The organism is Planctomycetota bacterium (assembly GCA_021414025.1).
Taxonomy (GTDB): domain Bacteria; phylum Planctomycetota; class Phycisphaerae; order Phycisphaerales; family SM1A02; genus SYAC01.
This window is the reverse complement of record JAIOPG010000002.1, coordinates 592324-611260: the sequence shown is the minus strand read 5'-3', so window position 1 is coordinate 611260 and position 18937 is coordinate 592324. Positions and strand designations below refer to the sequence as shown.

Annotated in this window: 13 protein-coding genes and 1 other RNA gene; 5 read left to right on the top strand and 9 right to left on the bottom strand. The window is 66.1% G+C overall.

Translation table 11 applies throughout. From position 1 onward, the window contains the following. Positions 1-17: 17 nt before the first annotated feature. From K8R92_03345 to K8R92_03330, 4 genes are all read right to left on the bottom strand, one after another. The gene (locus K8R92_03345) at positions 18-653 is read right to left on the bottom strand and encodes a hypothetical protein (protein ID MCE9618926.1); all 636 of its coding nucleotides are present in this window, start codon (positions 651-653) and stop codon (positions 18-20) included. Between the two features lie 137 nt (positions 654-790). After that, an RNA gene (rnpB, locus tag K8R92_03340) (RNase P RNA component class A) lies at positions 791-1180 on the bottom strand. Positions 1181-1241: 61 nt separating this feature from the next. After that, positions 1242-1562 (bottom strand): 50S ribosomal protein L21, encoded by a 321-nt coding sequence (gene rplU, locus K8R92_03335; protein MCE9618925.1) that lies wholly within the window; start codon positions 1560-1562, stop codon positions 1242-1244. Positions 1563-1610: 48 nt separating this feature from the next. Beyond that, entirely contained in the window at positions 1611-2807 is a 1197-nt protein-coding gene (locus K8R92_03330) for an aminotransferase class I/II-fold pyridoxal phosphate-dependent enzyme (GenBank protein ID MCE9618924.1), read from the bottom strand. A gap of 53 nt (positions 2808-2860) precedes the next feature. Here K8R92_03330 and K8R92_03325 point away from each other — a divergent pair, with 53 nt between their 5' ends. From K8R92_03325 to smc, 3 genes are all read left to right on the top strand, one after another. Next, the gene (locus tag K8R92_03325; GenBank protein MCE9618923.1) at positions 2861-3658 is read left to right on the top strand and encodes an RluA family pseudouridine synthase; all 798 of its coding nucleotides are present in this window, start codon (positions 2861-2863) and stop codon (positions 3656-3658) included. Between the two features lie 35 nt (positions 3659-3693). Continuing rightward, positions 3694-5505 carry a flagellar basal body P-ring protein FlgI gene (locus K8R92_03320; GenBank protein MCE9618922.1) on the top strand — a complete coding sequence of 604 codons (1812 nt, stop codon included), beginning with the start codon at positions 3694-3696 and terminating at the stop codon, positions 5503-5505. Between the two features lie 68 nt (positions 5506-5573). After that, positions 5574-9308: a chromosome segregation protein SMC gene (gene smc / locus K8R92_03315; protein MCE9618921.1), complete on the top strand. Its 3735-nt coding sequence runs from the start codon at positions 5574-5576 to the stop codon at positions 9306-9308. A 340-nt stretch (positions 9309-9648) separates the two neighbouring features. On the opposite strand, the gene K8R92_03310 is transcribed toward smc, so the two are convergent. Further along, the gene (locus tag K8R92_03310) at positions 9649-10674 is read right to left on the bottom strand and encodes an isocitrate/isopropylmalate dehydrogenase family protein (GenBank protein ID MCE9618920.1); all 1026 of its coding nucleotides are present in this window, start codon (positions 10672-10674) and stop codon (positions 9649-9651) included. A gap of 87 nt (positions 10675-10761) precedes the next feature. Here K8R92_03310 and K8R92_03305 point away from each other — a divergent pair, with 87 nt between their 5' ends. Both K8R92_03305 and K8R92_03300 read left to right on the top strand, forming a co-directional pair. Beyond that, positions 10762-11949, top strand: a complete 1188-nt coding sequence (locus K8R92_03305; protein ID MCE9618919.1) for an FAD-binding oxidoreductase — start codon at positions 10762-10764, stop codon at positions 11947-11949. Next, on the top strand, positions 11946-12743 hold the full coding sequence (locus K8R92_03300; GenBank protein MCE9618918.1) for an aldo/keto reductase: 798 nt from the start codon (positions 11946-11948) through the stop codon (positions 12741-12743). The genes K8R92_03305 and K8R92_03300 overlap by 4 nt, the downstream gene beginning before the upstream one ends. Here the strand turns inward: K8R92_03300 and K8R92_03295 are convergent. From K8R92_03295 to tgt, 4 genes are read right to left on the bottom strand one after another with little or no spacing between them, the layout of a single operon-like run. Then, entirely contained in the window at positions 12715-13782 is a 1068-nt protein-coding gene (locus tag K8R92_03295) for a LysM peptidoglycan-binding domain-containing protein (protein MCE9618917.1), read from the bottom strand. The two genes, K8R92_03300 and K8R92_03295, sit on opposite strands and share 29 nt — an antisense overlap. A gap of 18 nt (positions 13783-13800) precedes the next feature. After that, positions 13801-17328: a protein translocase subunit SecD gene (gene secD, locus K8R92_03290; GenBank protein ID MCE9618916.1), complete on the bottom strand. Its 3528-nt coding sequence runs from the start codon at positions 17326-17328 to the stop codon at positions 13801-13803. A gap of 35 nt (positions 17329-17363) precedes the next feature. Then, entirely contained in the window at positions 17364-17786 is a 423-nt protein-coding gene (gene yajC, locus K8R92_03285) for a preprotein translocase subunit YajC (protein MCE9618915.1), read from the bottom strand. Then, positions 17783-18937: a tRNA guanosine(34) transglycosylase Tgt gene (tgt, locus tag K8R92_03280; GenBank protein MCE9618914.1), complete on the bottom strand. Its 1155-nt coding sequence runs from the start codon at positions 18935-18937 to the stop codon at positions 17783-17785. Before tgt ends, yajC begins: the two co-directional genes overlap by 4 nt.

Here is an 18937-nt window from a genome sequence, read left to right as displayed (position 1 = left end):
GAGGCGGCGCACCGGGCTCAGGAAGTTTTCCCGGTGCCCTTGGCCGTCTTGCCCGGCTTGGGAGAGGGCGCGTTCTCGCCGCCCATCTTGAACATGGACTGCGTGCGCAGCACCATGCCGGAATCGCTGCGCAGATGGAAGCCCTGGATGTGGACCTCGTTGCGGTAGCGCTGCATGTCGATCAGGGAAAGGTTTTGCCGCCCCTTGGAGTCGGTCCAGATGCTGTGAAGCGAGTTCGAGTCACGGATGTGCGCCAGCATCTCGCGGTGGGTGCCGCTGAAGAGGTGCTCGGAAAGCGTCTCGGTCTGGATGGTGGTCATGTAGGTCAGGCTGTCGCTCATGACCTCGGTGTGGTCGCGTTCGCCGGCACAGGGCAGGTTGGCCAGCAGGCCCCGGTCGGGCAGGTTGGTGCCGCCCTCGACCACGACCTCGCACACGCAAAGATTGGCAAACTGGAATCTTCCGGCGTGTCCGCCCTTGAAGATCCAGCCCTCGAACTCGTAGTCCGGGTGCACGATGCGGCGGCGGCCCTCGATGCCGAAGAACTCCGGATGAACCGCCTTGCGGTAGACCAGCATCACGTAGGACTGCAGGTTGCCCGCCTTGGAACCCGAGGGATCCGGCAGGTCTCTTTTGAGTGAGTTCTTTTCCATGAGGGTGACCATTATCGCAGAATCGACCCCGCAGTTCAAGACAATTCTTTTATTTTTGCCCTTGATCCTCGGGAAAGAAGCGCGTTTCAAAATTAATTTTCTCCAAAAATGACGCGGCGGGTCCGAAGACCCGCCGCCGCTGAAATTGGACGTAAGCCGGATTTTGTTCCAGCCGAAGCTGGTGGCGATCATTTCTCTCTGGATCAACGTTGCCGTTGACCTCGAAGCACGCGACCCGTCCGACCCGCGAACAACGGGCGTTGGTTTCCCAACAAGGACTGCTTGCGCTTGCACGCGGTGGGGTTTTCCATGCCTTGTCTGTCGCCAGACAAGCGGTGCGCTCTTACCGCACCATTTCACCCTTGCCACGCACTCCGTGAGGAGCCGTTCGGCGGTTTCTTCTCTGTGGCACTATCCCTGACCATCAGCTTGGTCGGTGGCCGTTCGCCATCACCGTGTTCTTCCGTGTCCGGACTTTCCTCGCCTGAAGGCTTAAACACTTCAAGGGCGACCGCCTGCCCAAATCTGTGAGGCGCCGAAACTGCCCGGACGAGCCCTCAAGAAGCTCGCGTGCAGGTGCGGTGCGAGTTACGCCGAGATGCCCGTCACTCGGACGCGCAGCAGCCCTTGGCGATGACCAAGTGTGCGGCGGTAGCCCTTGCGGCGGGAATATTTGCCGATGACCAGCTTTTCGCCCAGGAAGGACTCCATCACCTCGGCCTCCACCTTCGCCGTGGCGAGGTAGGGAACACCGATCTTCGCGGGGGTGCCGTCAGTGCCGCCAAGGGCGAGCACCTTGTCGAAGGTGAGGGTCTTCTGGCCGTCCTCGAGGGGACGAAGATCGATCTCGATCTCATCACCCTGGCGAACAAGAATCTGGGTTCCGCTGTCTTCAAAAATTGCGTACACGTGTCTCTCCTGTGAAAAGGGGCAAGCCGAGCAGCCTAGCAGAAATCCCTATTTCGCGACAGGCCTCAAACCCTGCTTCAGCCGCCGCCCCGCCTCCTCGATGGTGTCGATGTTTTTGCAGAAAGCGAAGCGAATCAGCCGGGTCGGATCGTCTCCGCCGGTCTCACCGGCCGCGGCTGCATAGAAGGGACTGCATGGAATCGCTGCCACGCCCACGCTCTTGATCAGGTGTTCGCAGAAGGCCTCGTCGGTGGGAAACCCAAAAGGCTCATGTCGGGCGAGCACGAAATAGGAGCCCTCGGGGACGAAGGGATCGAATCCGGAAGCGCGAAGAATGCCCAGCAAGGATTCCCGCCGCTTGGCGTAATCACTTCGCAACTGGGTGAAATAGCTCTCGGGCGCCGCCAGCGCGTCGACCGCGGCCCGCTGCAGGGGCGTTGCCGAGCAGAAGGTGAGGAACTGGTGGGCGCTGCGGATGGCTTGCGTGAATCGTGGCGGCGCGATGGCCCACCCGATCTTCCATCCCGTGAGCGAGAAGGTCTTGCCCAGGCTGGAGAGCACGATGGTGCGCTCGCGCATGCCGGGAAGCGTGGCGATGGAGCGGTGCCGGCGCTCGAACCAGATGTGCTCGTAGACCTCGTCGCTCACCACCAGGCAGTCGTGCTGGATGGCCAGCGCCGCAATGCCCGCAAGCTCCGCGTCGGTGAAGACGCGACCGGTGGGATTGTGGGGCGAGTTGACAAGGATCAAGCGTGTGCGCGGCGTGAGCACGGCCTTCAACGCCTCGAGCGGAAATGAGAAATCGGGCGGGCTCAGGCGGACGCTGCGCAGCACTCCCCCCGCCATCGCAATGGTCGCTCCGTAGCTGTCGTAGAAGGGCTCGACCACCACGACTTCCTCGCCGGGTTCGACCAGTCCGAGCATGACCGCCGCGATCGCCTCGGTGCAGCCGCTGGTGACGGTGACTTCCTTCTCGGGATCGACCTCGATGCCGGAGTCGATCCGGAATCTCGCCGCGATGGCGCGGTTCAATTCGGGCAGGCCGAAGGCACGGGCGTACTGGCCGAATCCCCCGTCGATCGCCGACTTTCCGGCGAGTTTGACGAACTCCGGTCCATCGAAATTGGGAAACCCCTGACCCAGATTCACGGCCTTGTGCTCCGCGGCCAGACGGCTCATGCGCGTGAAGACGCTCTCGCCGAATGGGGCAAGGCGAGCCGCCGTGGGTGAGCTCTCGCGAAGCATGAGGGGATAGTATCGACGCCCGGTCGGCGAAGATCCACGACCGCGACCGATCCATGGCCCACCAGCACGACAAGCAACCGAAGGCGCAGACTGCGCGGCCGGAGCGCCAGCTTCCCAAGGCCAATCCGAAAATCCGCGTCACCATTCTGTTCGACGACGGGCATGTGCTCGCGCTGGACAAGCCCGCGGGGTTGCCCACGCAGCCCGGCCGCGGCCACCTGGACGACACGCTGGTCAACGCCGCCTTTGCCACGCATGGCGAGGCGCTCTCCAAGCTTGGCGCCGACCGCGACTGGGGCTTGCTGCACCGTCTGGACCGCGATGTCGGCGGAGTGGTGCTTCTGGGGTTGACCGAATTGGGCTACGACCGGGTGCGGGCGCAATTCGAGAATCGCACGGTCGCCAAGCGCTACCTTGCGATCGTCCACCACGCGCCACCCGCTCCGACGGGCCGCTGCACGCGGGCGCTGGAGGAAGTCATCCGCGGCGAGATGAAGGTCAGCGTCCATCCGCCGCGCGGCGGCGAGGCCGCGGAGACCCGCTGGAAGCAGCTCGACAAGTCCAAGACGCATGCCTTTCTTGAGGTCGAGCCGTTGACCGGCCGCTTGCACCAGATCCGGGCCCATCTGGCGATGATCGGCTGCCCGATCGTGGGCGACCGCGTCTACCGCGCCGACCTGCCTCCCAACACTTCACGGGCTCCCGCCGGGCGCGATCCGGAACCCCTGCTGCTTCACGCCTGGGAGATCGAATTCCAAAGCGTGGCTGGAAAGCGGGAGCGGGTTCGCAGCACGCCGGGAATCGACCTGCTTCAATTCGCCCGAAAGCAGCAATGGCAACCACCGGTTTGAGAAAGAACCCGCTGGCACGCTACCCTTCGCAATCCATGCGGTTCGTCCTGTGTTTGATCCTGATCTGCGTCGCCTCAAGTTGCTCCAACATTGAGAAGGCGACACCGCAGCCCAAGTCCTCCTTCGTGCAGCGCCCGCCGGTGGAGATGGACGTCGATCCGATCATGCGCGGGACCATCGCGGGAGAGGCCGTGCTGCTCGGCTTCAACGACACCGTGGTGCGCGGCTACGGACTGGTGGTCGGCCTCAAGGGCACCGGAAGCCGGGCCATGCCGGTGGAGGTCCGCGCCCTGCTGCTGCGCGAAATGGGCCGGCGCAACATGTCCGATCCCCTGCTGAACCTGGGCGGATCTCCTTCGCGACTGCTGGACACCGACGACGTGGCCGCGGTGATCGTGGAAGGCATCATTCCGCCGGGCGCGATCGCGGGGACGAAGTTCGACGTGCGCCTCTTCGCGGCGCCCGGCACCTCGACCACGAGCCTGGAGGGCGGACGCCTGTGGACCACGGATCTGCGCCCCGGCATTCTGACCAGCGGCGCCCAGCAGGCCTTCCCCATCGCCGAGGCGGGCGGACCCATCTTCATCAATCCCTTCTCGACCGCGGTGGCGGTGGGCTCCGACGCGGTCGACCGCCTGAGCGGCCGAATCCTCGAGGGCGGCACCGTGCTGAAGGATCGCTCGCTGAAGCTGCGCCTGGCGACCCCCAGCCACAATCGCACGCGCACCATTCAATCCGCGATCAATGGACTCTTTCCGCGCGAGGTGGGTCAGAAGAACGACACTGCCATGGGCAAGAGCGACGAATTGATCGACCTCACCGTGCCGCCGAGCTTCAAGGACCGGACCGGTGATTTCGCCCAGCTCATCCGCCACTCGCCGGTGGACATCGGCGCGACCGAGCAGACCGCCACCAACATCCGGCGCAGCCTGGTGGCCAATCCCGGCGCCGCCGAAGCGGCCGCCTGGCGCTGGCAGTCGCTGGGCAAGAAAAGCATTCCGATCATTCAGGAGCTCTACACCAACCCCGAGGAGCAGCCCCGAATGGCGGCGCTCGAAGCCGGCGCCAAGCTGAATGACCCGCTGGCCGTTCCCGCCCTGCTGGAGATGGCCAAGTCCGGACCCAAGGACAACCGCCAAGCGGCGATCCGACTGCTCTCCCGGATGGATCCCAACCCCATGATCGACATCGGCGTGCGGCAGTTCCTGGACGACCGGGACATGGACGTGCGCTTCGCGGCCTACGAATGCCTGCGCCGGCGACGTGACTCCTCGATCCGCGTCTACTCCCTCAACGGACGCTTCAAGATGGAGCTGGTGGACGCCAAGAAGCCCCTGATCTACCTCACCCAGACCGGAGATCCGCGGATCGTGATTTTCGGCGAAAACGCCGAGTTGATGCGGCCTTTGACCGCCAATCTCTGGAACGGCAAGCTGCTGATGCGGGGCGAGATGGACGACCCGAACGTGCAGATCTTCTACCGCTCGAGCCCCGACATCAATCCCACCATCGACAACGTCCCGGCCAAGCTCGCCTCGATCGTGAGCTTCATGGCCAAGCCCGTCGGACCCCGCGGCGCCGACGCGGGCATCGCGCTGAGCTACAGCGAGACCATCAATGCGCTGCACTCCCTGTGGAGCGCGGGCTACATCGCCGGCGAGTTCCAGGGGGAGCAGGACCGCCTGCTGGCGGCGATCCTGAAGGAGGACAAACGGGCGACTCCGGTCGACCGGCCCGAGTTCCCGTCGGAGGCGGACGTCACCGATTCCCTGCTGACCCGGACGCCGGATTCCACCCCGAAGCAACTTGATGCCAAGCCGAAAATCGTTGATACTGTCCCGCGCTGAGTGGACTCGGTCCCCAGCGGTTTTCGAAGGCGTCCAGGAGGGACGCGGCGCAACTGACAGGAGGTCCAATGCGACTGGCTCGACTGGTACTCAGCGGCTTCAAGAGTTTCGCTGACACAACTGAATTCAGATTCGATTCCCCTCTGACCGGCGTGGTCGGGCCCAACGGCTGCGGCAAGAGCAATGTGGTGGACGCGGTGAAGTGGGTGCTGGGCGAGCGCAGCGCCAAGAGCCTGCGCGGCGGCGCCATGATGGACGTGATCTTCGCCGGCAGCGCGTCGCGCAAGCCCGCGGGCATGGCCAGCGTCATCCTGGTCTTCGAGAACCCGAAAATGCAGGAGTTCCTGCAGCGATCCGAGTCCTCCCCCGAGCTCGTGGAGGCCGAGGAATTCGGCGACGAGCCCGCCGACGGCGAGGTCATCCGGCGCGAGGCGGTTCGCGACCGCGTGCTGCCGGTCGACAGCGACGAGGTGCAGGTGGAGCGCCGCCTCTGGGCGGATGGCCGCAGCGAATATCTGGTGAACTCGCGCAAGGTGCGCCTGCGCGACATCCGCGAACTATTTCTGGACACCGGCATCGGCAACGACGCCTACTGCATCATCGAGCAGGGCAAGGTGGATGCGATGCTGCGCGCCCAGCCCGTGGAGCGGCGCTCCATCCTCGAAGAGGCCGCCGGCGTGGCGCGCTTCCGATCGCGCAAGCACGAAGCCGCGCGCAAGCTTGATCTGGCGGAGCGCCACCTGGTCGCGGTGCGCGAGCAACTGCTGGGCGTCGAGCGCCGACTGCGCATCGTGCGCGGTCAGGCCGAGAAGGCCAAGAAGTTCCGACTGCTCGAGGATCGCCGCAGCAGCCTGCGACGCTCGGTGGCATTCGAGCAATACCACGAATTGCGCGAGCAGCTGGTTGGCCTGACCAACCAGGTGACCACGCTCGAGGAGAAGCGAAGGCAGGTCACGGCCCAGTTGGAGAGCACCGAGCAGCGGCGCCTGGACGCCGACGCCGACCGCGCCCAAAAACTGGATCGACGCCATTCCCTCGAGCAATCGCAGCTGGAAGCCGCCGGAATCGAGCGGCAAGCCCAGCAGAGGCTTGAGTTCCTGGAGCGGGCCCGCGCGGAGAATCTGCAGGCGGCGGAGTCGGAGGGACAGCGTCTGGCGGCGATGAAGGTCAAGCTGGGTGAGTTTTCCGCAAGCCTTGAGGATGCACAATCCCTGACGGCGGCGGCCGAGTCTCAGGTGACCGAGGCGGAGCAGGCCGCGGCCAGCGCGTCGCGCGAGCGGGCGGTTGCCTCCGAGCGCCTGAGCGAGTCCGAGCAGGAAATGCGCCGGCGCGGCGAGAGCGCCACCGGCATCGAGCGTGAGCGCGCCCGGGCCGCCGGACGACTGGCGGCCATGGATGAGCGCGTCCCCCTTCTCAACGAGGAAGTCAAGCGACTCACGGCGCGCGTTGAGAGTCTGCAGAGCGAGCTCGCCACGCTTGAATCGCAGCGCGCCCAGGAACTGGAATCGCGAAAGCTCGCCGAGCAGGAAATCGAGCGGCTGCACACGCAGCTGCAGGCCGAAGCGTCCGCGGTCGAAGCCGTCGGCGACCGTCAGGCAGAGGCGATCGCGCGGCTCTCATCGCGGCGCGAGGAGCGCTCAAGCCTGGAGAGCCGGCTGCGCCTGCTCGACGAAATGGCCTCGATGGGCGAGGGCCTGGACGAGGCGGTCAAGCGCATTCTCTCGGAGCGGCAGAACTACGCGTGGTTCGCCGGCATGCTCGGCGACCTGATCGAGACCGACGGCCAGCACGCCACCTTCATCGAATCCGCATTGGGCGAGGACCTGCAGATGCTGCTGGTGAGCAGCCACGCCGACCTCGAGACCGCGGTGGATTCCATCCGCAGCCAGGAGGGCCGGGTGCGCATCGGTGCCATCGACCGAGTCCCCGCCCCCGCCGCCGAGCGACCTCGGCAGCCCGGCGTGGAGCCGCTGGTCGACGCGGTTCGCTGCAGCAATGAATTGAAGCCGCTGGTTCACTCCCTGCTGGGCGACGCCTTCGTGGTGGATTCGCTGGCGGCGGCACTTCGCCTGGCCAATGGCGAATACCGCGGCGCGACGCTGGTGAGCCGCTGCGGGGCGATGGTCGATCATCGCGGCCAGATTCACATGACCGGCGCCCGGGCCCTGCGCTCCGGTGTGCTGGCACGGCGTGTGGAGCGCGGCGAGCTCGAGGCCGCGATCGCCGCCATCTCCGTGGAGATCACCATGGCCGAGGGCGACCTCTCCGGCCTCACTGAGGAATCCAAGATCGCCGCCGCCCGCCACCGCGAGGCGGATGAAAGCATGAAGCTGGCCATGCGCAAGCGACTCGACGCGCAGTACCAGGCCGACCGGCTGGAGCAGCTCGCTTCGCGCGTCCGGCACGACCGCGACCGCACCGACCTGGAACGCCATGAGGCGGACCGCCGCTTGCGCGAAATCGATCAGGAGCGCAGCGAGGGCGCCGCCAAGGTCGCCAGCCTCGACCGACTTCTTGGCGAGGAACGCACCGGCATCGCCGTGGCCACGGAAGCCGCCAATGGAATCCGGCAATCGCTTGAGGCGGCCAACGAATCGCTGGCCGCGGCGCGCACCCGCCTTGGCGAGTCGACGGCACTTTTGCAGGGACGGCAGCGCGAGCGCCGCCTGGTTGAGACCCAGTTCGACGAGGCGAAACTTCAGGACGCCGAGCTTCAGAGCGACGCCGAGCGCCGCGCCGAGCGCTCGCAGGATCTGGCCCGGCAGCAGGCCGAGGCTGAGGCCCAGAAGGCTTTGGCCGCCGATCAACAGCAGGCCGCGGCGGCGCAGGTCGCCGTGATGGCGGAGCAACTCGAGCAGGCCGTGATGCTTGCCGAGCAGCTTTCCGAGGCGATGCGGATCGTCCGCGACGAAGCCGCCCGCGTGGAACGCGACCACTCGGCGGTCGAGATGAGCCGACGCGAGGCGGAGGTCCGCCGTGAATCCATCGAGGAGAGTTCGCTCTCTGAGCTGGCGATCGACCTTTCCTCGGGCTATCCCGATTATGTGGCCGAGCGCTCCGTGCCCGGCTTCATGACCCCCGATCGCGAGGCCGCCAGCCGAGAAGCCGACCAGCTGCGCGACGAGATCAAGGCCCTGGGCAACGTCAACATGGAGGCCATCGACGAACTCTCCCAGCTCGAGGGCAAGAACGAGGAGCTCTCCCGACAGGTGGGCGACATTGACGCTGCCCGAGCCGGGCTCAGCGAGCTGGTGCTCAAGCTGGACGACGTGAGCCGCCGCAAGTTCAAGGAGACCTTCGAGGCGGTGCGCGAACGCTTCGCCGGCAACGACGGCATGTTCCGGCGACTCTTCGGCGGCGGCAGCGCCGACCTCTACCTGATCCCGATGGAGAACGGCGAAGTCGACTGGCTGGAGAGCGGCGTGGAGATCCGCGCCAAACCCCCCGGCAAGGAACCCCGCGTGATCAGCCAGCTCTCCGGCGGCGAGAAGACCATGACCGCCGTGGCCCTGCTGATGGCGATCTTCCGCAGCCGCCCCAGCCCCTTCTGCATCCTGGACGAGGTGGACGCCGCCTTGGACGAGGCCAACGTGGAGCGATTCACCAAGGCCCTGCCCCCCTTCCTGGACCGCAGCCACTTCATCATCATCACCCACCACAAGCGCACCATGCAGGCCTGCCGCGAGCTGCACGGCGTGACCATGGCCGAGCGCGGCGTGAGCCGGCGGGTTTCGGTGCGGGTGGACCAGGTGGGCGAGGATGGCCGAATCGCCGCCGCGGCGACCGAAACCGCGGGCGTTTGAGTGCGTCGCCGCCCCTCGCGACGTTACGACCTCAATTCCTGCGATCCGCAAGGCACTCTTGGTGCACAAAGACGGCCAGCAGATGCCTTCCACCGCGCCGCGAACTATTTATGGCAAGTGAAGAATTTTTCCGGTTTCCATTTGTCCCCGCCCAAGGAACAAGTATGTTTGCGCTGCCGCCTGATGGCGGAGCGCCCGGCGGGTCTCCGGGTCACGCACTCTGCCCTTGTGGGGGTTGAGTGCGCAACGCTCCCGAGTCAGGCGGCGTTGTTTTTGAAAACTCACATGCGCCGGAGGTGATTGATATTGCCTTCGTCTTCGGCGAAAGCCGACCGGGCCATTAGGCCAGCCGCGCTATGACCGCGTCCACGAACTGCTCCGTGGAAAGCTTGCCGCCGATGTCCGCGGTCTTGCAGCCTTCCTGCAGCGCCTTGTCGTAGGCGTTGCGGATCCGGTCGGCGGCGGCCTTGAGCTCGGGAAGATGTCGCTTCACGGCCAGGTGGTTGAGCATCATCACGCCGCTCATGAGCAGGCTCATGGGATTGGCGATGCCCTTGCCGGCGATGTCGGGGGCGGATCCGTGGACCGCCTCGAAGACCGCATCCTCGCCGCCGAAGTTGGCGCCGGGCGCCACGCCCAGGCCGCCGATCAGGCCCGCGGCGAGGTCGCTGACGATGTCCCCGTAGAGGTTCTCCATCAGGATCACGTCGAAGCGAGACGGATCCTGCACCAGGCGCATGCAGGCGGCGTCGATGATGAGCTCCTCGTACTGGATCTTTCCGGCCCACTTCTGGGAGACTTCCTTGGCGCAGCGGATGAAGAGCCCGTCGCTCATCTTCATGATGTTGGCCTTGTGGAAGACGGAGACTTTCTTGCGGCCGCGGTCGGCGGCGTAGGTGAAGGCGAACTCGGCAATGCGCCGGCTGGCCAGCTCAGTGGCCACCTTCAGGCTGGTGACGACGCCGGGGGTGATTTCATTCTCGATGCCCGCGTAGAGGCCCTCAGTGTTCTCGCGGATCACGACCAGATCGACATCCTGGAATCGGGTCGGCACTCCGGCGAGGCTGCGGATCGGGCGGACGGCGCCGTAGAGGCCCAGCGTCTTGCGCAACGCCACATTCACGCTGGAGAATCCGGTGCCGATGGGCGTGGTGCACGGTCCCTTGAGGGCCACATGGTGCTGGCGGATCGCATTGAGCGTGGACTCCGGCAGCGTGGTCTTGGAGCCCGCCTCGACCGCGGCGAGCCCCGCGTCGTGGCGCAGCCACTGGATGTCGAGCTTGGCGGCCGCGAAGATCCGGCACACCGCCGCGGAGACTTCCGGTCCGATGCCGTCGCCAGGAATGAGGACTGCTTGTAGGGTCATTTGCGGGTGAGCGGTCGAGTGCAGGTGCAAACTAGGTCGAGTGAATGTGCGAGCGAAGCAGGATAGCATCCGCCGGCGACTTGCCGCATGCGTGAGCCCATTCTTATCGATGCCCTGGTGGTCGGCGGCGGTGCCGCCGGACTTTTTGCGCTGCGCGAGCTGCGCCGTGCGGGCGCGTCGGTGCTGCTGGTGGAAAAACATGCGCTGGGCTTGGGCCAAACCACCGCGAGTCAGGGCATCCTGCACGCCGGAGTGAAGTATGCGCTGGGCGGGCTGGCCGGCGATGACGCGGTCGAGGCCTCCGCGGCGGCCCAGCTTTGGGAAGGCATGCTTGCCGACAAGGAAGATCTGGGCGCGGTCCGCGTGCTCACCCGGCAGTGCATGCTCTGGCGAACTTCAGGTTTCAGCGGCGCCGCCGGCTTGCTGGGTGCGAAGTTGGCCCTGCGGACCCGGCCGATTCCGGTCGAGAGTTCCGTTCGACCCGCCTGGGTGGGCGGCGTGCAGGGCGAGGTGCTTTCGCTGGGCGAATTGGTGATCGATCCCATCTCGCTGTTGGAGGAGCTCGCCCGGCCCCATGCGGAAACGCTTCTCCATGGGGCGGTCGCCGGCATCACGCAGAACCCTGACCATGTGGAGGTCGAGATTCAAGGCTCGCCAGGCATCCGGGTTCGGGCGCGGCACCTCATCTTGACGGCCGGGCTTGGCAATCAGGAGATGCTCGGCTTGGCGCATCTGAGCGGTCCTCCCATGCAGCAGCGTCCACTTCGTCAGGCGCTGATTCGCGGTGATCTGCCGATGGTGTTCGGCCATTGCATCGACGGCGCGAAGACCAGGATCACCGTGACCAGCGCCACGACGGAACGAACATCCGGCGGCGAGATCGGCGCCCGCGTGGTGTGGAATGTCGGCGGTCAGATCGCCGAGGATGGTCCCGGAATGAGCCCGGATCAGTTTCGCCACCATGCGATGGAGGAAATTTCCCGCTGCCTTCCCGCGGTCTCCTTCGCCGGCTGCGCCTTCGCCAGCCACGATGTGGCCCGCGCCGAGCCCCACACCCGCGATGGGCGGCGTCCGCCCAAAGCGTTCACGAGCACGACGGGCCGGATCACCACGATCTGGCCGGTGAAGCTGGTGCTGGCCCCTCTTGCCGCACAGTCGATCGTGGCCAACCTGCTTCCGTCGGTTCATGCGCAAACTCGCTGGCCCGAGCCCTTGCCAAGGCCCCCGCTTGCTGCCCGTCCCTGGGATCATGCGCAATGGAGCGAACTTCCATGAATGCCCTCTCCATTCCAACGCGAACCGCACCGCGACTGCACCGTCCGGTGCCCGTGATCGGATGGGGCGCCTTCAAGATCGGGCGCAACCAGGGGGCCAAGTACCCCGCTGCCTTCAGGCTTCCGAGCGAGGCCGAAGCCATCGCTTTCGTGCACCAAGTGATCCGCGAGGGAGTCCGGCTGATCGACACCGCCCCCGCCTATGGCAGCAGCGAGGAGCGCCTGGGCAAGGCCTTTGCGACCCTGGACCCGACCCTTCGCGCCGAACTCTTCGTCACCACCAAGGTCGGCGAGCGCTTCGTCGAGGGCGCCTCGCGCTTCGACTTCAGCCCCGCCGCGGTCATGGAGAGCGTGGAGGAGAGCTTCGCCCGACTGAACTGCGACGCCCTGGACGCGGTGTTCGTGCATTCGGATGGAAGCGACGCACAGATCCTGCAGGAGAGCGGCTGCGTGGAGGCGCTGCACGAATTGAAGAAGGAGTCGCGCGTCCGCAACGTGGGCTTCTCCTCCAAGACCTTCCTGGGCGGCGAGCTCGCCATCAAGCATCCCATGGTCGACGCGGTGATGCTGGAGGTCCATCCCGACGCGCTGCAACTGCTACCGCTGCTTCCGTTGGCGCATTCCCTGGGCAAGGCCATCTTCGTGAAGAAGCCGCTGGCCAGCGGAACGCTCGATCCCAAGATCGCTCTGCCCTGGATCCTGGCCCACCCGCAGGTCACCAGCGTCGTGGTGGGCGGACTGGACTTGAATCGCCTGCGGGAAAACCTCAGGACGGCTTCGTTGGCGGCGTCGTAGGGGTCGAAGGCTTCGTCGCGCCATCCGGCTTGGGCGGTATGGTCAGCTTCATGCCCTCGGTCAACGCCGCGGGATCATTGCCGATGGTCTTGCGGTTCGCCTCGTAGATCAACTTCCAGAACTTCGAATCGCCGTAGACCTTGTTGGAAATCTTCGAGAGCGTGTCGCCGGAGATGACTTCGTAGTCGGTGACTTTGCCGGTGTGCGTCGCGGCCGGCGCGGAGGGAGCGTTCTTGGTCGCGGGGCCGGCGGCGCCATCCTTTGCCGGAATGACCAGCTTGGTGCCCAGCTTCAAGGCGTTGGGATTCACGCCGGGGTTGGCCTTGACGATGTTCTCCCAGCCCTGCGCCGTGTCCCAGTACTTGCGGGCGATGGAGCTGAGCGTGTCGCCTTCAACGACGACATGGATCGTTTCACCCGTGGAAGGTGATTTGGTTGCGGGCGTCTTCGAAGCGGGAACCGGCGTGACACCCGCAGGCGGTGCTCCCGGAGTGGTCGCGGGAATCCCCTGCGACTTGGCGCCGGGGTTGCTTGGGGATGGAACGACCGGATTGCTGTTGGGAACCGGAGCGATGGTTGAGGGATTTGGCGCGGTCCCGGAGTTCTTCGCGGATCCGGCGCCCGTTGGCGGCGTCGAAGCGCCGCTGGCAGGCGCGGTCGTTCCATTGGGCGCCGCGCCGGTGGTCTGCGCCGGAACAAAACCGGGCAGCGTGCTGGGCAAGGGCTGCATGGGTCGATCATCGACCTTGAACCCCGGCGGAATGTTCGAGGGAGGCGTGGCGGTGAAGGCGGCCTCGGGAGGGGTCGCCGTCGCAGGCACCGTCGATGGCACCGAGACCGGAGCCGGGGCGGCAGTCGAAGGCCTGCCCACATCCTCCAGCGGCTTGCCCTGGTCGATGGCGACCTTGGGCCCTGCCTGCTTCTGCAGATCGATCTTCTCCAGCGCGGGCTTGGCCGGGGCGAACCACGCGTAGTAGAGGCCCGCGGCGGCGAAGGCGAGGACGACGACGGCGATCAAAACTCGGAGGGATTTATTCATGGTGTTCCGGAATCACACTCACGCGGGAAGGGCCTTCGAGCCCGTGCGCAAATCCGATTCCGCCTTTGCCTGTGCGGTGGGATCCTCATTCTTGACGTAGACCAGCGTCGCCGCGATGGCCACGCTGGAGAAGGTGCTGACCAGCACTCCGACGAAGTAGACGTAACCGAAGGGCTTGAGTCCGGCGCCGCCGAGTTCATAGAGGATGAGCGCGGTGGCCAGCGAGTTGCCCCCGGTGAGCACGGTTCGGCCGAAGCTCTGGTTGATGCTGGAGTTCACCACGGTGCGGGTGGCGTAGTGCGCCTTGCCGCGATTTTCGCGGATTCGGTCGAGGATGACCACCGCGTCGTTGAGGCCGTAGCCCAGCACGGTCAGCAGTCCGGCCACCACGTTCAGGTCGATGCGGAAATCGCTGATCCCCAGCGCCGCTCCCCAGCTGGTGCGCGAGATCATGCCGCTGAAGGCCAGCGCGCCCAGGCAGACGACCATGTTCAGCACCAGCGAGAGCACCGTGCAGAAGGAGAAGCGGAAGGAGCCGAAGCGCACCCAGATGTAGCCCAGCATGAGCAGCAGGCTGATGGCGACGGCGACGGTGGCATTGGCGACGAGATTGCGGGCGACGCTGGGGCTGAAGCTGCTCACCTGGTCGAGCGTGGTGCCCTGCCCGACCGCGGTCGAGATGAGCTTCCATTCGGTGGCGGCCAGTGTGGCGTCCCAGGTCTCGAAGGGCGACTTGAGCGAATTGATGGAGGGATCGGAGACCAGCACGACCAGCGAGCGGAAGCCGCTCTTGCCGTCGGGCAGCGTCACGGGATCGAGCCCGATGACCTCGCTGTCGCGTCCCGCCTGCTCGGAGAAGTCCGGCTGGTTGCGCAGACGCGTCATGCGCTGCTTCAGATCCTCGACGGTGACCGGCGGCTCGATGCCGTCGATGACCACCGCGACGCCGCCGCGGAAGTTGCCGACCGGACGCTCCAGGCCCGGGCGTCCGACGCTGGCGCCGATCGTGTCACGCTCCAGCGGGAAGGTGTTCTTGGCATGCGAGGCGTCGTCGGAACCGACGAACTTGGAGGGCAGCCGCGCGTCCATCTCGCTGGCGAACTCCTTCACCACCGCATTGGTCACCGTGGATGTGATCTTGCTCTCATCCTCGATGGAGGAGGGATTGGGAATCTTGAGCTGGAAGGTGGCGGCGCGGAAGTCCGCGGTCTGCTCGCCAACGGTCAGGGCGGTGGCCGCGGCAAACTCGCTCAGGATGGCGTTGTCGGCATTCTTCTTGCCGACCTCCTGGATGCGGTGCTCCACCTCGGCCCGCGACAGCAGCAGATGGCCGCTCTTGTCCGCCGCCTCGCCCGGCTTGGCCAGGCGGGTGGTCATGGTGATCGAGACGCCGCCGCGGAACTCCGTCTCGAAGATGTCGGAACCGCGGTGCACGATGCCGAAGAGACAGACCACGGCCACCACGAAGGCGCCGCCCACCAGCACGCCGCGGATCTTGATCCAGTCGATCGAGGGCAGAAGCGCCCGCGCCACGCCCGGGAAGACGATCGCCAGCATCGGCAGTTTCTTCTGTCCCATCCAGTTGGTCCAGACCGCCAGCAGCACGCGGGTCACCCAGAGACCGGTGATGAAGGTGGCGAAGACGCCGATGGCCATGGTCACGCCGAAGCCCTTGACTTCGGTGCCGGCGAACATGATCAGCATGGTGCAGATGATCAGATTGGCGATGTTGCCGTCGAAGATGGCGGCGAAGGCGCGCTGGAAACCCAGGCGCACCGCGTTGCGCAGCGGTTCCTTGTTGATCACCAATTCCTCGCGGATGCGCTCATAGATGAGCACGTTGGCGTCCACCGCGATCGCCATGCTCAGCGCCACGCCGGCCAGGCCGGGCAGCGTGAAGGTGGCGTCCATGAAGGACATCACGCCGAAGATCACCAGTGCGTTGACGATGAGCGAGATGTCGGCGATGCCTCCGGCGACGAGGTAGTAGAGGATCTTGACCACGGCCAGCACCAGGGTGGACAAGGCCACCGCCAGCAAGCCGCGCTGCAGATTGTCGGATCCCAGCGAGGGTCCGAGCACGCTGACCGAGACCGGCTCGGCGCTGAGCTGGCCTTCGAGGGCGCCCGCAGAGAGCACGCGGATCAGGTACTTCACTTCCTCTTCATCGAAGCTTCCGGTGATCTGCCCGTGGCTGGTGATGCGGCTCTGCAGATTCGGCGCGGTGTAGACCTGGCCGTCCAGGATGACCGCCATGGCGCGGCCGACGTGCGGCCCGGTGAGGCGGCCCATCTCCTCGCCGCCGGTCTTGTCCAGCTGGAAGGCCACGCTGGTGCGTCCGAGTTCGTCCACGCTGCGCGAGGCGCGCTCCATGCTCCAGGAATGCCCGCCGCTGGAGTGGGTCAGGATGTTCTCGGGAAGCGTCGAAAGCAGGATGTAGGGCTTGCCGTCGTAGCTGGCGGCGATCAGGTCGCGCTGGGCGAAATACGTGGCGGGGTCGCGCAGCAGCGCGTCGATCTGGGCCGGTGTCTCTCCCCACTGCTTGGGATCGTTGATGGGATACCACGCGGCGACGGCGCTCTGGGCGCCGCTGGGGCCGCGCTCGGCGAGCTCCTTGCGCATCTGCTCGGGGTTGACGCCCTCGGGAATGCTGTTCTTCAGCGCGATGCGGAAGTCCAGCACGCCGGCGCCGCGGAAGAGTCGCTTCAAGTCCTCGGGATCGTCCAGGCTGGTGTGCACCTTCTCGTATTCGGCGTAGGCCGCCAGCATGGCGTCCAGGTCCTTCGCCGAACCGGCGAACTCGGCGCGGATGGCCTGCAGGCCGCGGTCGCGCTCGCTGGGACCCATCCGGGTCTTGCCGTTCTCGTCCAGCATGATGGCGCCCTGCGCGTCGCGCATCGGGCGCGGGGTGTGGTCCAGGGCCAGCACGCGCAGCAGGCGCGACTCGCCCATTCCCTTGGTGGCCACGCCGCTCAGCTGGGCCTCAAGCTCGTTCTCTGCCTTGGCCAGCGCCGTCTCCGCGGCCGAAATGTCGCCGCCGCCCTTGGTGGCCGCCTCCAGCGCGCTCCGCGCGGACTTGGCCTGGTCGTAGGCCGCCTGCAGCTTGGCGATCTTCTCCTTGAATGCGGGATCGGTGCCGCCGAAGCGCTGCACGGCGCCGCCGGCGGCGAGGGTCTGGTTCAATTCCGTGGCGTCGATCACGCTGCGGCTGGCCAGTTCGGTGAGCGCCTGCTTGAAGGCGACCTGCTTGGCGCGGACCTCGGCGCCGGGCAGCGGCATGACCACCTCGATGCGGTCGCGGCCCTGGGGCACGAAGGAGATGTCGAGCACGCCGGTCGGGTTCACGCGCTGCTTGAGCACGTCAATGACCTGCTTGAGCACCTGCTCGGGCTTGGCCGTGGGCGGCATCTTGACCGCATAGACCAGGCTCACGCCGCCGCGCAGGTCCTTGCCCAGGCGCAGCGTCTTGTCCAGGGGCCAGATGCTCCAGAAGAGCGTCACGGAGAGGGCGACAACACACGTTACTTGTAGCGCAAGCCGATTCATTCAAACCCTTTCACGGAATGGTTCCGAGTCGTTCGTCAGTTCAATTTCGCCGTCGTCGCGTCGTCCGATTCGCTGGAGTCGCGCTTGAGAATGTTGGTGATGGCGTCGCGGGTGAAGGTCAGCTTGGTCTCGCGACCCTCGTCGACGCGCAGCACCACCACGTCAGGCTTGACCTCGACGACGCTGCCGATGATGCCGCCCGCGGTCACCACCCGGTCGTTCTTCCTGAGTTCAGAGAGCATCTTGGCCCGCGCCTTCTTCTGCTTGCGGCCGCTGAGGGTGCTGAAGAGCACCATCATCACCAGCACCGGGATGAGGATCCAGAACATGTCTCCGGCGGGCGCCGCGGGGGCGGCGGCGGGCGGAGCGCCCGGCACGGCGCCGACGCTTGGCGCGGCGACAGGGGCTTGTCCGGCGAGTGCGGGTCCATCGTTCTGCAGTGCGGTTGCGAAAGTCATTCCGAGTCGTCTCCGTCAGGGCTTGGGGGGCTGACCGTAAGACACGGCCAGGCCTCTTTCAGCGAGGACCACGCATTACAACCGATCGCCCGCCGAATGTCTAACAGGAACCTCTGGTAGAAACGGATATTGTGCAGGCTGGCGAGCGTGGGACCGAGCATTTCCCCCGCCATAAACAGGTGTCGGAGGTAGGCCCGGGAGAATCCGCCCGAGCAGCATTCGCAGTCGCAATCGCTCTCAATGGGCCTGGAATCATCCGTGTGGACGGCGTTTCGCAGCCGCATCGGCGCCTGCCGGGTGAAGACCAGGCCGTTGCGGCCGTTGCGCGTGGGCAGAACGCAGTCGAAGAGATCCACGCCCGCGGCGACCGCCATCAGGATGTCGTGGGCGTACCCCACGCCCATCAGATAGCGCGGCTTCGACTCGGGCAGGCGCGAGGCGGTGAATTGCACCACGCTGGCAATGGCCTGCGTGCTCTCACCCACCGCCACGCCGCCGATGGCGTAGCCGGGGAGCTCCGTCCGCAGCGTCAGCTCCAGGCTGCTAGCGCGGAGCTCGAGCGAGGTCCCCCCCTGCACGATGCCGAAGAGGGCTTGTTCGCCCGGCCGCATGTGCGCCTTGCGGCAACGCTCCAGCCAGAGCGCGCTGCGCTGGATCGCCTGCTCCACGCGCTGCAGCGACGCGCCGGGTCCGGCGCTGGGCGGGCAGTCGTCGAAGGCCATGATGATGTCGGCGCCGATGCGGTTCTGCGCCTCGATGCTGCGCTCAGGGGTCACGCGCACGCGCGAGCCGTCGATGAAGGACTTGAAGGTGACGCCGTCGTCGTCGATGTCCCGAATGGCCGCCATCGAGAAAGCCTGGAAGCCGCCCGAGTCGGTGAGGATGGGTCCCTCCCAGCGCATGAACTGGTGCGCGCCTCCAAGTTGGGCGATGCGCTCGTCGCCGGGACGGAGCATGAGGTGCAGCGTGTTGTTGAGGATGCACTGGGTGCCGGTGCCGCGCACCTGCGCCGGGGTCAGCCCCTTCATCGCGGCGGCGGTGGCCACCGGCATGAAGGCCGGCGTGTCGATCGATCCGTGGGGCGTCTTCAGAAGCCCCAGCCGGGCCTGATTTTCAGCGGATTTCTGCTTGACGGTGAATTGAACGGGCAT

What these genes read in the sequence shown, in the direction of transcription:
- K8R92_03325 (MCE9618923.1), top strand. Translation starts at nt 2,861, where the DNA reads ATGGCCCACCAGCACGACAAGCAACCGAAGGCGCAGACTGCGCGGCCG.
- K8R92_03305 (MCE9618919.1), top strand. Translation starts at nt 10,762, where the DNA reads ATGCGTGAGCCCATTCTTATCGATGCCCTGGTGGTCGGCGGCGGTGCC.
- K8R92_03300 (MCE9618918.1), top strand. Translation starts at nt 11,946, where the DNA reads ATGAATGCCCTCTCCATTCCAACGCGAACCGCACCGCGACTGCACCGT.
- K8R92_03320 (MCE9618922.1), top strand. Translation starts at nt 3,694, where the DNA reads ATGCGGTTCGTCCTGTGTTTGATCCTGATCTGCGTCGCCTCAAGTTGC.
- K8R92_03345 (MCE9618926.1), bottom strand. Translation starts at nt 653, where the DNA reads ATGGAAAAGAACTCACTCAAAAGAGACCTGCCGGATCCCTCGGGTTCC.
- K8R92_03310 (MCE9618920.1), bottom strand. Translation starts at nt 10,674, where the DNA reads ATGACCCTACAAGCAGTCCTCATTCCTGGCGACGGCATCGGACCGGAA.
- secD (MCE9618916.1), bottom strand. Translation starts at nt 17,328, where the DNA reads ATGAATCGGCTTGCGCTACAAGTAACGTGTGTTGTCGCCCTCTCCGTG.
- smc (MCE9618921.1), top strand. Translation starts at nt 5,574, where the DNA reads ATGCGACTGGCTCGACTGGTACTCAGCGGCTTCAAGAGTTTCGCTGAC.
- K8R92_03330 (MCE9618924.1), bottom strand. Translation starts at nt 2,807, where the DNA reads ATGCTTCGCGAGAGCTCACCCACGGCGGCTCGCCTTGCCCCATTCGGC.
- yajC (MCE9618915.1), bottom strand. Translation starts at nt 17,786, where the DNA reads ATGACTTTCGCAACCGCACTGCAGAACGATGGACCCGCACTCGCCGGA.
- K8R92_03295 (MCE9618917.1), bottom strand. Translation starts at nt 13,782, where the DNA reads ATGAATAAATCCCTCCGAGTTTTGATCGCCGTCGTCGTCCTCGCCTTC.
- tgt (MCE9618914.1), bottom strand. Translation starts at nt 18,937, where the DNA reads ATGCCCGTTCAATTCACCGTCAAGCAGAAATCCGCTGAAAATCAGGCC.